At 73.8% G+C, this 13703-nt stretch carries 9 protein-coding genes; 3 read left to right on the forward strand and 6 right to left on the reverse strand.

Going from position 1 to position 13703, the window contains the following annotated elements; genetic code table 11:
- Nucleotides 1-13: 13 nt before the first annotated feature.
- Nucleotides 14-247: an Lrp/AsnC family transcriptional regulator gene (locus tag ACZ5K7_RS40575; RefSeq protein WP_351705343.1), complete on the reverse strand. Its 234-nt coding sequence runs from the start codon at nucleotides 245-247 to the stop codon at nucleotides 14-16.
- 206 nt (nucleotides 248-453) lie between these two features.
- Between ACZ5K7_RS40575 and ACZ5K7_RS40580 the strand changes: the two genes are divergently transcribed.
- Together ACZ5K7_RS40580 and thiD are read left to right on the forward strand one after the other, a co-directional pair.
- A complete protein-coding gene (locus ACZ5K7_RS40580; protein WP_351705346.1) occupies nucleotides 454-1419 on the forward strand; it encodes a thiamine-phosphate kinase in 966 nt (321 codons plus the stop codon).
- Nucleotides 1416-2213 (forward strand): bifunctional hydroxymethylpyrimidine kinase/phosphomethylpyrimidine kinase, encoded by a 798-nt coding sequence (thiD, locus tag ACZ5K7_RS40585; RefSeq protein WP_351705348.1) that lies wholly within the window; start codon nucleotides 1416-1418, stop codon nucleotides 2211-2213. Before ACZ5K7_RS40580 ends, thiD begins: the two co-directional genes overlap by 4 nt.
- Here thiD and ACZ5K7_RS40590 read toward each other — a convergent pair.
- From ACZ5K7_RS40590 to rpmB, 3 genes are all read right to left on the reverse strand, one after another.
- Nucleotides 2207-3448 (reverse strand): FAD-dependent monooxygenase, encoded by a 1242-nt coding sequence (locus ACZ5K7_RS40590; RefSeq protein ID WP_468922148.1) that lies wholly within the window; start codon nucleotides 3446-3448, stop codon nucleotides 2207-2209. The two genes, thiD and ACZ5K7_RS40590, sit on opposite strands and share 7 nt — an antisense overlap.
- 34 nt (nucleotides 3449-3482) lie before the next feature.
- The gene (locus ACZ5K7_RS40595) at nucleotides 3483-6536 is read right to left on the reverse strand and encodes an AfsR/SARP family transcriptional regulator (RefSeq protein WP_468922150.1); all 3054 of its coding nucleotides are present in this window, start codon (nucleotides 6534-6536) and stop codon (nucleotides 3483-3485) included.
- A 233-nt stretch (nucleotides 6537-6769) separates the two neighbouring features.
- Nucleotides 6770-6955: a 50S ribosomal protein L28 gene (rpmB, locus tag ACZ5K7_RS40600; protein ID WP_003993230.1), complete on the reverse strand. Its 186-nt coding sequence runs from the start codon at nucleotides 6953-6955 to the stop codon at nucleotides 6770-6772.
- 260 nt (nucleotides 6956-7215) lie between these two features.
- On the opposite strand from rpmB, the gene ACZ5K7_RS40605 reads away from it, so the two are divergent.
- Nucleotides 7216-8889, forward strand: coding sequence for a DAK2 domain-containing protein (locus ACZ5K7_RS40605; protein WP_351705357.1), 1674 nt, complete (start codon nucleotides 7216-7218; stop codon nucleotides 8887-8889).
- Between the two features lie 19 nt (nucleotides 8890-8908).
- Here the strand turns inward: ACZ5K7_RS40605 and ACZ5K7_RS40610 are convergent, their stop codons facing one another.
- Complete coding sequence (locus ACZ5K7_RS40610) at nucleotides 8909-11827, reverse strand: tetratricopeptide repeat protein (protein ID WP_468922153.1); 2919 nt, start codon at nucleotides 11825-11827, stop codon at nucleotides 8909-8911.
- Entirely contained in the window at nucleotides 11827-13653 is a 1827-nt protein-coding gene (locus ACZ5K7_RS40615; RefSeq protein ID WP_351705363.1) for an HSP90 family protein, read from the reverse strand. Before ACZ5K7_RS40615 ends, ACZ5K7_RS40610 begins: the two co-directional genes overlap by 1 nt.
- Nucleotides 13654-13703 lie beyond the last annotated feature (50 nt).

The following is a 13703-nucleotide window of genomic DNA, read 5'->3' on the forward strand; positions in this document are numbered from 1 at the left end:
GCCTAGACGGGGGCTACAGATGGACGACCGGGCAGGTCAGAGTACGCGTGATGCCCTCCACTTGCTGGACTCTCGCGACCACGAGCCGACCGAGTTCATCGACCGTCTCCGCTTGTGCGCGCACGATGACGTCGTACGGTCCTGTCACGTCCTCGGCCTGGATGACTCCAGGGATCTTGCTGATGAACTCGGCGACGGTCGACGCTTTGCCGACCTCCGTCTGGATCAGGATGTACGCCTGTACCACGGAACCTCCAGGGCGGCCACGAGGATCATGTGGGGAAAAGGAACGCCACGGTATCGCGTCGCCGCTCACCGCGGGGAGACCTGCGCGGACAGGGGCTTGCGCGCCAGGGTGCAGGCACGACAGAAGTTGACGGTCACCTCGACCGTATCCAGGACGATGATGACGCGCGAGCGGGCACGGCAAGGCAGAGAAGGGGCGTAAGGGCAATGAAGGGCACTGTTGGTGAGCTGGGGGAGTTCGGGCTCATCAGGGAGCTCACCTCCCGTCTCACCACCACTCCGGCGGTCCGGGTCGGCCCCGGCGACGACGCCGCGGTGGTCGCCGCGCCCGACCGCAGGGTCGTGGCCAGCACCGACATCCTGCTGGAGGGCCGGCACTTCCGCCGCGACTGGTCCACGGCCTACGACGTGGGCCGCAAGGCGGCCGCACAGAACCTCGCGGACATCGCCGCCATGGGCGCCGTGCCGACCGCGCTGCTGCTCGGCCTGGTCGTCCCCGCCGAACTGCCGGTGACCTGGCCCAGCGAGCTGATGGACGGCATCCGCGACGAGTGCCAGGTGGCCGGCGCCTCGGTGGTCGGCGGCGACGTGGTCCGCGGCGACACGATCATGGTGTCCATCACCGCGCTCGGCGATCTGCGCAACCAGGAGCCGGTCACCCGGGCCGGCGCCCAGCCCGGCGACCTGGTCGCCGTGACCGGCTGGCTGGGCTGGTCAGCGGCCGGCTACGCGGTGCTCTCCCGGGGCTTCCGCTCGCCGCGCGCCTTCGTGGAGGCGCACCGCCGCCCCGAGCCGCCCTACCACGCGGGCCCGGCCGCCGCCGGCCTCGGCGCGACCGCGATGTGCGACGTGAGCGACGGGCTCATCGCCGACCTCGGGCACATCGCCGAGGCCAGCAAGGTCCGCATCGACATCCGCTCCGGCGCGATCGACGTCCCCTCCCAGATGAACGACATCGGACAGGCCGTCGGCGTCGACCCGATCCAGTGGGTGCTGACCGGCGGCGAGGACCACGCGATCGTGGCCACCTTCCCGCCGGACGTGAAGCTGCCCGCCCGCTGGAAGGTCATCGGTGAGGTCCTCAACCCGTCCGCGCTGCCGCAGGTGACCGTCGACGGGGCGCCCTGGACCAGCAAGGGCGGCTGGGACCACTTCGGGGACATCGAGTCATGAGCCTCCCGCGCGTGCTGACGGTCGCGGGCTCCGACTCCGGTGGCGGGGCCGGGATCCAGGCCGACCTGAAGACGATGCTGGCACTGGGTGTGCACGGCATGAGCGTGATCACGGCGGTGACCGCGCAGAACTCCGTGGGCGTGCAGGGCGCCTGGGAGCTGCCGGTGGCGGCGGTGCGGGCCCAGTACCGGAGCGTGGTCGACGACATCGGTGTGGACGCGGTGAAGACCGGGATGCTCGCCTCGGCCGAACTCGTCGAGACGGTGGCGGAGTTGATCGCCGGCACCGACGCGCCCGTGGTCGTCGACCCGGTGGGCGTCTCCAAGCACGGCGACTCCCTGCTCGCCGCCTCCGCCCTGGACTCGGTCCGCACCAAGCTCCTCCCGCTGGCCACCGTGGCCACCCCCAACCTCGACGAGGTGGCCCAACTCACCGGCGTACACGTCGAGTCGGAGACGGAGCTGCGCCGGGCCGCGGCGGCCGTGCTGTCGTACGGACCGAAGTGGGTGCTGATCAAGGGCGGGCATCTGCCCGGCGAGGCCGTGGACCTGCTCACGGACGGCACCGACGAGTTCCGGCTGCGCGCCCCCCGGCACGACAACCGGCACACGCACGGCACGGGCTGCACCCTCGCGTCCGCGATCGCGTCGCAGCTCGCGAAGGGGCGGTCCGTGCCGGAGGCGGTGGCGGCGGCCAAGGAGTACGTCACCGGGGCGATCGCCGCCGGGTTCGCACTCGGCGCCGGGATCGGGCCGGTGGACCACGGCTGGGCCCTGGGCCGGGGCCCTCAGTAGGGGTACTCCCGCAGCTTGATGCCGGTGGCCGCCTTCTCCGTCATCCTCTTGAAGAAGCGGGCCAGCGGGCGTGAGCCGAGGACCCGGTACATGCGGTCCCGGTTGCGGATGTGCCGCTCGGTCGGCGGGGCGAAGAACGGGCCCGCGTTCCCGGAGATCTTCTGGCAACCCTTGGCGAAGTCCCGGATCCGGGACTCGTACTCGGCGAACGCCGTGCGGTGGTCGCCGCCCGCGAGGGCGAGTTCACCGGCGAGGACATAGGCGCCGACGACCGCCACACCCGTCCCCATCCCGCCCATGGTCGCCCCGTACCCGGCGTCCCCGAGCAGCGCCACCCGTCCCTCGACCAGGCGGTCGACGTGGATCTGGGCGATCGCGTCGAAGTACAGGTCGTCGGCCTCATCGAGGGCCTTGAGCAGGGCCGGGCCCTCCCAGCCGAAGCCGGCGAAACGGTCCGCGACGATCCGCTTCTGCGCCGCGACGTCCCGCCGGTCGTACGACAGCTCCTCCGACCCGAAGACCAGCAGCGCACCCGCGCGGTCCGGGTCGCCGTCGTAGTTGCCGATGACGGCCGCGCGGCCGGGCTCGCTGTGGACCCGGCCGGTGCGGTCCAGGCCGAGGTGGTTGGGGACGTCGAAGCCGGCCACGTAGTGGTCGAAGAACCGCAGGTAGCGGGACTCGTCGCCGAAGACGAGCCGGCGGGTGTGGGAGTGCAGGCCGTCCGCGCCGACGACCAGGTCGAAGCGGCGGGGAGCGCCCCGCTCGAAGGTGACGTCGACACCGTCGGCGTCCTGGGCGAGGGAGGCGATCGAGTCGCCGAAGACGTACTCGACGTCGTCCTCGGTGCGCTCGTACATCAGCTGTGCGAGGTCGCCGCGGAGGATCTCCACGTCCCCGCTCATCAGCTCGGCGGGCAGGTCCACGCGCGGGCTGCCGTCGGCGGCCACGACGGTCTGGCGGCCCATGTGGGTCTGACGGGCGTGGACCTCGTCCCAGATGCCCATGGAGGTCAGGACGGTGCGGTGGACATGGCCGCGGAAGTCGACCGCGAAGCCGCCGCCGCGCAGTTCCGGGGCCTTCTCGACGACGGTGACGCGGGCGCCGAGCCGGACGAGGTTCAGGGCGAGGGCGGGGCCGGCGACGCTGGCGCCGGAGATCAGGACGCTGAGGTGGCCGAGGTGCTTCCAGGCGGGGTTCTTCGGCGTGGGGTTCTTCGGTGTGCGGTTCTGGGTCATGCGATGAGCTTCGGCGGGGGCGCTGACCGTCCTCCTACCGTTCGCTGACCGCGGCTGACCGCTGCCGTAGGCCCTGGTCGAAGGCCTGGTCGTAGGCTTCGGCCGACAGCTTCGTGCGTACCTCCCGCTCGACGCTTACGACGTCCGGGTCGGCCTCGGCGCGGGCGCCCCGCAGGGCCGTCGCCGCGCCGAGCAGTACGGCGGCCCGCTCGGCCGAGTCAGCGACCGACGCCAACGCCTCCGCCGCGTCGGCGAGTTCGAGGGTGCCCGGGCCGTCGACGGCGAGTTCGGCGGCCTGCCGGAACCAGTCGTGGGCCGCCTCGGTGTCCCCTTCGGTGGCGGCCGTGCGGCCGAGCCCGATGAGGATCCGGACCGTCTCGCCGACGCTGAACCAGTTGGCGGCACACTCCCTGAGGGCGTTCTCGTAGTGCACGCGCGCGCGTGCCGTGTCCCCGGAGAGCCGGGCGGCGTCGCCGAGACCGCGCCGGGCGCCCGCCACCTTGTCGGGGAGCCCGGCACCACGGGCGAGGGTCAGCGCCTGCTCGAAGTGGGCCTCGGCGCCCGCCGTGTCGCCCTGGTGCAGCAGCACGGTGCCCCGGGCGCGCAGCAGGTCGGCGGTCTCCTCGGGCGCCGCCAGCTCGCGCATGTACGCCAGCCCCTCGTCGAGCAGCTCCAGGGCGCGGCGCGAGTCCCCGCGCGCGTGGGCGGACATGCCGAGCGGGTCGAGGCAGTTGGCCATCCCCCAGCGGTCACCCGTCGCCCGGAATCCGTCCAGCCCGCGGACGAAGCGCTCCTCCGCCTCCCGTGGCCGGCCCGCGAGCAGGTCCCGGAAACCCAGGCCCACATCGAGCAGCGCACGCGCCCAGGGGTCGTCGCCGGCCAGGGCGAGGGCCCGCTCGTCGGTCGCCGGCCGGGGGCCGGCCGCGATCGACCACAGCATGAGGACGTACGGCAGCCGCAAGGGGCCTTCGCACCCGGCCATCAGAGCGTCCACGCGCGCGACGAGCCCTTCGTCGCCGCCCGCCGCACCGCCGGCCGCGTGGTCGCCGTCGCCCAGGATCACGTTGATCGCGCACAGCACGTATTCCTCCGTCAGCCCCGGCGGCGGCGCGTCCCCCACGGCGGCCAGCAGTTCGCGTGCCGACGTCACCTGTTCGCCGTGCAGCCCGCGCAGCCGCCAGAAACAGGACAGGACGGCCATCAGGCGCAGGGCGTCCTCCGGGCCGTGGCGCACCAGATGGCGCAGGGCCGCGTCCAGGTTGCCGTGCTCGGCGGACAGCCGTTCCAGCCAGGGCAGCTGCCCGCCGCCCCGGAGCTGCGGCTCGGCCTCCTCGGCCAGCCGCAGGAAGTACCCGGCGTGCGCGTCCCGCAGGCCACCCGGGTCGGGCAGGCCCTCGGCGGCGAACGCGCGGATCGTCTCCAGCATCCGGTAGCGGCCCTCGGACACCTCCAGGAACGACTTCTCCACCAGCGAGGCCAGCAGGTCCTCCGGATACGGCAGCCCGCACACCGCCTCCACGGCCGCCAGCGTCGCGCCCCCGGAGAACACCGTCAGCCGGCCCGCCAGCTCCCGCTCCTCCTCGTCCAGCAGATCCCAGCTCCACTCGACGACCGCGCGCAGGGTGCGGTGCCGGGGCGCCTTGGAGCGGTCGCCGCGCGAGAGAAGCCGGAAGCGGTCGTCCAGGCGGTCGGCGAGTTCGTCGGGGGTCAGGGTGCGCAGCCGGGCCGCCGCCAGTTCGATGGCCAGCGGCAGCCCGTCCAGGGCGGCGCAGATGTGCGGCACGCGCGCGTGGCCGTCGAAACCGGGGCGCACCGCGCGGGCCCGGTCCAGGAAGAGCCGCTCCGCCGGCTCCGGCGGCAGCGGGGGCACCGGGACCAGGACCTCGCCGGTGATGTTCAGGGACTCCCGGCTGGTGGCGAGGATCCGCACGCCCGGACAGGAGGCGAGGAGCAGGGCGGCGATCCTGGCGGCCGCCTCGACCAGGTGCTCGCAGTTGTCGAGGACGAGCAGCAACTCGCGCTCCTCCAGGGCGGCCAGCAGTCGGTCGGTGGTGTCGGCGGCGGGGCTGCGCAGACCCTCGCGGACACCGAGCCCGGTGAGGACGGCGTACGGGATCTGGGAGCCGTCGCCCAGCGGCGCCAGCTCGACGAAACAGACGCCGTCGCCCCCGCGCGCGCCCTTTCCCGTGCGGGCGGCCTGGATCCTGGTCGCCGCCTCGACCGCCAGCCGCGTCTTGCCCGCACCGCCGGGGCCGGTGAGCGTGACCAGGCGGGAGCCGGCCAGGAGGTCGGCGATCCGGGCGAGCTCGGGCTCGCGGCCGACGAACCGGGTGAGCTGGCCCGGCAGCCCGGGCCGCTCGGGCTCCGCTCCCCTGAGCAGTTCCAGGTGCAGCGCGGACAGCTCCGGCGAGGGATCGGCGCCCAACTGGTCGGCGAGGGCACGACGGGCCTCCTCGAACACCGTGAGCGCCTCGGCGGGCCGCCCGCTCGCGTGCAGGGCCCGCATCAGCTGCCCGTACAGCCGCTCGCTCAGCGGACGGGCGGCCAGCAGCGCCCGCACCTCCGCCACCAGCCCGGAACCCTCGCCGAGCGCCAGATCCGCCTCGATCCGGTCCTGTACGGCGGCCAGCCGCAGCTCCTCGAGCCGTGCGGCCTCGGCGTGCGCGTCCGGGAGGTCGGGCAGCGCGGCGCCGCGCCACAGGGTGAGCGCCTCCCGGAGCCGGGCCGCCGCGTTCCGGTGGTCGCCGGCGGCGAGGGCGGCGCGGCCGGCCGCGGACCGGGTTTCGAACTGGTGCACGTCCACGGTGTCGGGGGCGACGGCGACCCGGTAACCGGCGGCGGTGGCATCGATACCGGCGTGCGGTGCCAGCCGCCTGCGCAGCCGGGAGACCTGGGACTGAAGGGCGTTGGCGGCTCCGACGGGCGGCTCGGCGCCGTACAGGCCCTCGGCGAGGCGCTGCGCGGAGACCGGGCGGCCGGCGTCCAGAAGCAGCAGGGTGAGCAGTGCGCGGGGGCGGGGGCCGCCGGGGTCGATGGGGGTGCCGTCGTCGGTGCGGATGTCCAGGGGGCCGAGGATGCCGAAACGCATCCGCCCAGCTTGGCAGGGCCCGGTTTGCCGGGGTTCCGATTTTCGGGCACGGAGGCTGATCGGGCGTTGGCGGCAGATCGGGCACGGAGGCTGATCGGGCAGGCTTCCGGTCCTCCCCCCCCGGGTCCGGCTCACCGGGTCCGGCTTTCGGGCACGGCAAAAAGCCGGTCCACCCTCAGGTGGACCGGCTCAGTGCGGCGAACCGGCTGTGGCCGCGCGCTAGCAGCAGTGCGTCAGCGCGAGACCTTGCCGGCCTTGATGCACGAGGTGCAGGCGTTCACGCGCTTCGGCGTCCCGCCGACCACGGTACGCACACGCTGGATGTTCGGGTTCCAGCGACGGGACGTACGGCGGTGCGAGTGCGAGATGTTGTTGCCGAAGCCCGGCCCCTTGCCGCAGACGTCGCAGTTGGCAGCCACGGGTCACTCCAAAGACTTCAGATGCACTTACGGTTGAATCCCGGCGTGCCGGGATCGAGATTCAGGGGATCTGAGATCTTGAGTGGCATTGCCAGGGGTAATGGCCCGATCAGATCGGGCAACCGGAGCAGCATACAACGGCCGCGTCGGTTAGACGAAACTAGCATGGCAGCTCAGGGGCCGGCTCCCGGCCCACTTCCGGTGGACACCCTCCCGGGGTCTACGCTGCGACCACGTCGGGCCAGCTCAAGGAGGCGCAGGTGGCGCAGGTGCCGCAGACATTCTTCGATGCTCTCGCGGTACGCACCTGGTGCGGTCTCGCGCTCGGGGCGATCGGCCGGGCGCGCGAGGAGATCGACGCGATCAACGTCTACCCGGTGGCCGACGGCGACACGGGTACGAACCTCTACCTGACGGTGGAGTCGGCCACCGGGGCCGTGGAGGCCGTCTTCGCCGGTTACGAGCTGGGCGAAGAGATCCCCACCCTGGCCGACGCGGTCCGCGCGATGGCGCACGGGGCCCTGATAGGCGCGCGCGGCAACTCCGGCACGATCCTGGCGCAGCTGCTGCGCGGCATGGCCCAGGTCCTCACCGAGGGTGAGGCGGCTCACATCGACGGCGAGGGGCTGCGGCTCGCCCTGCGGCACGCCGCCGACGCCGCCCGCCAGGCCGTGGCCCACCCCGTCGAGGGCACGGTGCTGTCGGTCGCGTCGGCAGCGGCCGACGCCGCCGACGCGACCGAGGGCGACTGCGGGACGATCGCACGGGCCGCCTACGAGGGCGCGTGCAAGGCGCTCGCGGAGACCCCGGGACAGCTGGCCGCCCTGGAGCGGGCCGGGGTGGTGGACGCCGGCGGACGGGGCCTGGTCACGGTGCTCGGAGCGCTGGTGGAGGCGTTCACGGGGGAGACCCCGACGCCCTTCGACGCACACGCGTACGGGGCGGTACCGGTCGTCCACGCGCGCGTGGACACCGTTTCCGACGCCCGGGCCGACGCCTGCGCCGAGTCGGCCGGGGGCCCCGCCTTCGAGGTCATCTACCTCCTGGAGGCCGGGGGCCCCGCCGTGGACCGGCTGCGGACCCGGCTCGACGCGCTCGGCGACTCCCTGGTCGTGGTCGGCGGCGACGGCCTGTGGAACGTCCATGTGCACGTCGACGACGCCGGCGCCGCCGTGGAGGCGGGCGTCGAGGCGGGGCGGCCGTACCGGATCCGGATCACGCACTTCGGCGCGGGCGACGTGCACACCGGCGGGGAGCCACCGCGCGAGCGGGTACAGCGCGCCGTGGTGGCCGTGGTGCCGGGGGAGGGGCTGGTCGGGCTGTACACCGAGTCCGGCGCGACCACCGTGCTCGCACGCCCCGGGGAGCCGCCCGCCAGTGGGGAACTGGTGGACGCCGTACGACGTGCCCACGCGCGCGAGGTGGTGCTGCTGCCCAACGACGCCGACCTTCGGCACACGGCGGCCGCGGCGGCCGAGCAGGTCCGCGCGGAGGGCATCCGGGTCGCCCTCATCCCGACCCGCTCGGCGGTCCAGGGCATCGCCGCGCTCGCGGTGCACCAGCCGGAACGCCGCTTCGACGAGGACGTCGTCCAGATGACCTCGGCGGCCGGCGCCACCCGCTACGCCGAGGTCGTGGTCGCGGAACGGCAGTCCTGGACCATGGCCGGCATCTGCCAGGCCGGCGACGTGCTGGGCCTGGTCGACGGAGACGTGGCGGTGATCGGCTCGGACGTGACGGCCACCGCCGAGACCGTCCTCGACCGCATGCTCCAGGCCGGCGGCGAACTGGTCACCCTCGTCCTCGGCGACGAGGCGCCCGAGGGCGTCGCCGAACGCCTGGAGGCACGGGTGCGCGAGGCGTACCTCGCCGTCGACACGGTGGTCTACAACGGCGGCCGGCAGGGGGCCCCGCTCCTCATCGGCGTCGAGTGAGCCCCCACCGCACGCCCCTTCACCCCTCCGTGGGCTCCAGCAGCTGCCGTGCCTCCGCCCGCCGGGCCCGGACCGTGTCGTCGTCCGGGTCGGCGCCCTCGTAGGCGTCCAGCACCGCACGCGCGCGTGCCGCCGCGTCCGCCGGCCGGCTCAGGTCGGCCTCCAGCCAGCCCGCCGCGAGCTCGGCGCCGGTACGGCTGTGCAGCCCGTCCTCGCCCAGCTCGGCGAAGACGGCGATCGCCGCCGTCATCTCCATCAGCGCCGCCTCGAACGCGTCCTGGATCGCCGCGTCCTCCGCGTCCTCGGGCACCGACCGGGCCAGCAGATCACCGAACTGCCTGCGGGTGTGCCCGAGTTCACCGGTGAGCCGCTCCCGGGCCGCCGGGTCGGCGGGCGTGGGGAGCGCCGCCAGCGCCGTCTCGCACTCCGCCACCGCGGCCGCCATCAGCCTCCGCGCGCCCTCCGCGCCCGCCTCCGTACGCAGCGCCAGCCAGGCGCGCGCCCGCAGCGAGCGGACCAGGAAGTGCACATTGCCCATCTCCCGCCACAACTCGCCCGCGCGCGTGTACGCCTGGTCCGCCTCGGCGGCCAGCCCCGCGTTGCCCAGCGACTCGGCGGCCAGGTGCGCCAGGGTGGCGTGGTCGTGCTGCTCGGGCCAGTGCCGGGCGATCTCGGCCGCCTGGAGCCGCCGTTCGGCCGCCGCGTGGTGTTCGCCGAGCTCGCTCAGACAGTCCCCGAGCCACCACTGGGTCTGGACGACCGCGCCGTCGCCGTGCGTCTCGGCGCTCAGGTCGGCCAGCGCCGACTCCAGCACCTCGGCGGCCTCCGCGAACCGCCCCTGCCGCAGCAGGAAGCCGCCCAGCTGGTGCCGTGCCCAGGCGCCCAGGGTGCCGCTCTCCCCGGCCTCGTCGGCCCAGTGCGCGGCCTCCAAAGCGTGCTCGGCGGCCTCCTCGGCCCCGCCCCGGCCGCCGAGCACCTCGGCGAGCTGGAGATGCAGCTGGGCCCGCCCGACCGGCTCCACATACGGCCCGCCGTGCTCCAGGGCCGCACGCAGCGCCCGCTCCGCCTCGGCCATGTCGCCCTGCTCATGGGCGAGCGCGGCCACCCGCACCTCGTACTCCACCGCGAACCACGGCAACTCCGCGCCGACGAACTGCGCCGACGCCTGCCGGAACAGCTCGCCCGCCCGCTCCCCGTCGCCGGCGTGCTCGGCCAGTTCGGCGAGCATCGCCCGCCCCTCGGCCGCCCGGGACACCAGCCGGAGGTCGGACCCGCCGCGCCCGCCGACGAGCGCCAGCACTTCCCGTACGGCCTGCTCGGCGTCGGCGGCTCCCTCGGACCGCTCGTGCACCCACCGCATCAGGATCCGCGCCCGGCTCATCAGCACGGACGCCGTCTGCCGCACGCCGGTGGCGTCGTCGGCGTACAGCGCGAGGATCCGGTCGTACGGCTCGCCGATCGCCGCCGTCGCCTCGTCCAGCTCCCCGGAGAGCGCCCGGACGTAGGCCGCACGCGCGCGTGCCGCGATCGCCTCGCCCTCGTCGCCGGCCTCCGCGTACAGCTCCGCCGCCCGCTCGAACAGCTCGACGCCCTCCGGGCCGCGGCCCATCGCCGTGTGGTCGGCGATCTCCGCGCGGACATAGGTGTCCACCTCGGTGCTCTCGGCGGCCTCCGCGACCGCCGCCCAGGCCTCCAGGGCGTGCGGCTGGAGCGTGTCCGACAGCCGACGCGCCTCGGTGAGCAGCGCGGGCAGCGACGCCCGCTCCGGCGCGGGCGCCCGCACCACCGGCGCGAGCGGTCCGGCGGGCGCCGTCCGCACCACCCGTACGCCCAGCGGCAGCCGGTCCACCAGCGGTCGCTGGGCCATGCGCTCGCGCAGCTGGTCGCCGACATAGGAGGTGCCGTTGCGGGCGTCGAACCGCGCGGCCAGCTCCAGGGCCTCCGCGCGCGCGTGGACGGCGAGTTCCCCGGCGCTCCACGACCGCCCGGCGGGGCCCGGCACCCGCTGGTCACCGAGGCCCAGCTCGGTGAGCCGCTCCATCAGCAGCGTCACCACCGCCATGAAGTCCATCCGGCTGCGCGGCTGCCCGGTGTCCGTGAAGTAGGCGGGACGTTCCGCCAGCAACTCGAGACCGCGCGCCTCGGTGCCGGTCAGCGCGCAGAACTCCACATGGTCCGCGTACGCGCCCCGCATGCTCTCCATCGGGCGGACCAGCCGGAAACCGCGCAGATGGTGGGCGCGCGCCTCGTCGACCCGGCCAAGGCGCAGCAGCGGCACCAAAGAGGAGGCGAGGACCGTGTGCGGCTCGTGGGCGCAGCTGTACTCGCCCTCCAGGACCGGCCGCCACAGCTCCAGGGCCTCCGCGTCCCTGCCGTTGCGCAGCTGCCAGCCGCCCTGCCCGTGCAGTTCGCACGCGTGGCAGTCGGCCATCCGGTCCCGGTCCGCCGCCAGCCAGGCCGTGTACGCCCGCTCCGCGCGCGGGAAGTCACCGATGTGCCCGGCGACACTGAACTCGGCGCTGCGCACCGCCCGCTCGGAGTGCCCGGCGAGCCGGTAGCGGTGCTCCATCTCGCCCAGCCACTTCTCGATCGAGGCGAGCGGGATGTGCGGCTGGTCGAGCATGCCGGCCGACATCCACTTGAAGACCCAGTGCAGCGAATGCGTCTCGTACTCGTCGAAGTCCCCGGGCCGCTCGTCCCACAGGCGCAGCAACCGCGCGAACGGGACGAACATCTTGTCCTTCTCGGAGCTGTAGTTGTAGACCTTCAGCTGGTGCCCGAGCGCCTCGATCACGGCGAGCGGGATGTTCAGCTTCTCGGCCTCCACCAGCAGCTGTTCCGCGCGCGCGTTGCGGGCGGGCCCCTCCGGCTCCTCGGAGTTCTCGGCCATCGCGTGGCGCAGCGAGTCGAAGTCCGCGATCCCGCCGGTTTCGTCCATCAGCGGTCACCCTCCCCATGAGTGGCCCATTCCAGGAGGCCGATGAACGAGCGGTTGATCAGCGCCGAGTCGGCGGGCCGCAGCGGGCGCTGGGCCATCAGCAGCGCCTGCCCGTAGAGCGATTCGCTCGCGGTGCCGATCAGCTCCGGATCCGTCAGGGAACTGATCCGCCGGATCAGCGGGTTGAGGTGGTTGAGCACCAGCCGCGCCCGGGGCGCGCTGCCGCGCAGCGAGCCCAGGATGCCCGCCCACAGGTCGTCGGCCTGCTCCTCGGCCTCCGCGCGGGCCTGCTCGTGCCGGGCCGCCCGGTCGTCCAGGTGCAGCGCGGGTACGGACAGCGGGTGGAAGGCGCGCAGGACGACATCACAGCCCAGCGGGTCCAGTTTCGCCCGCGCGGCCGCGAGGAAGCCCGCCAGCGCCAGCTCCTCCGCGGGATCCACCGTGTCCAGATGCGCGGTCACGGTGTCGGCGTCCAGCTCCGCGACCACCGTCCCGGGCCGCACCGACGGCAGCGCCTCGACCAGCTCGCTGTCGTACGTGTAACCGCCGTTGATCACCCCGACGCCCTGTGCGGAGGCGATCGGCGCGACCTGCCGGTACTCCTCGACGGTCCGCGTGAAGTGCACCACCGGGTGCCGCTGCGCGAACTCCTCAAGGGACAGCTGCCCGTCCGTGGTCTCGAAGGGGAGCCACGGCAGCATGGTGCGCAGCATCTCCTGGTCGTGCCGGGCCAGCGACTTCACACCCAGGTGGTGCACGGACAGGAACGCCGAGAGCCGTTCCGGATCGCCGGCCGCCAGCCCGGTCAGCCAGGACCGAATCCTTTCGCCGAGCGCTTCCCGTACGGCGGCCAGCGTCTCGTCCTCGTACAGCGACTCGCGCGAGGCGGTCGGCCGCAGACTGTCCGTGTCCAGGACACAGCGCACGAAGAAGGCCCAGTCCGGCAGCAGCTGTTCGGCCCGCTCGGTGAGCAGCATGCCCTTGAGGTGCACGCGATGGGTGGCCCGCTGGGCGGGACTGACCGCCGACGGCAGCACGTACGCCACCCCCCGGATCCCGGCCAGCGGCACGTCCAGCGCGATCGAGTCCAGCGGTGCGAACCCGAACAGCTCCTGACAGTGCCGGGCCAGCGCCACCCGGCGGGTGCTGGGGGAGGGGTACGGCCGGTCCCAGGGCGCGGGCAGGTCGGTGACCGCCTCGTCGCCCACCCGGACGTCGTAGGGCAGCAGCGAACCGAAGTCCCGCGCCAGCGCGAGCACCCGCCGCTCGTCCAGCCACTCCGCCGCACCCGCCCGCGCCACCAGATGCACGGTGGTGCCGGGCTCGGGACGGGCCTCGGGCGCCAACGTCCGCACGGTGTACGAGCCGTCGTCGCGGGCCGTCCACTCCACGGGCGGCGCGTCCGGAGTGCGGGCACTGCGGCTGACCACCCGGATCCGCTCGGCGACCACGAAACAGGCCAGCAGCCCGATGCCGAACTGGCCCAGGAAGTCGGAACGGGCCTCCTGCAGCCCGTCCGACCGCTTGGAGCTGCGCCCGATGGTCGCGAGCAGACTGTGCACGTCCGACTCGGTGAGCCCGACGCCGCTGTCCTCGATGCGAAGAGCACTGCCGTCGGCGTACAGCCGCACCCGGGCCGGGGCGTCGGGCTGTTCGGCCCGTCTCGCGGTGATGGCGTCCACCGCGTTCTGCAGCAGTTCGCGCAGGTAGACCTTGGGGCTGGAGTACAGATGGTGGGAGAGCAGGTCCACCAGACCACGCAGGTCGACCTGGAACGTATGAGGTGACTGTGATGCCTGGGATGACTGTGAGGTCTGGGAGTCCATCGTCGCTACGCCGGAGGGGGGAAGACGAGGTCGGCGCGGGGTCGGGCGGT

Source organism: Streptomyces sp. NPDC031497 (genome assembly GCF_055580905.1).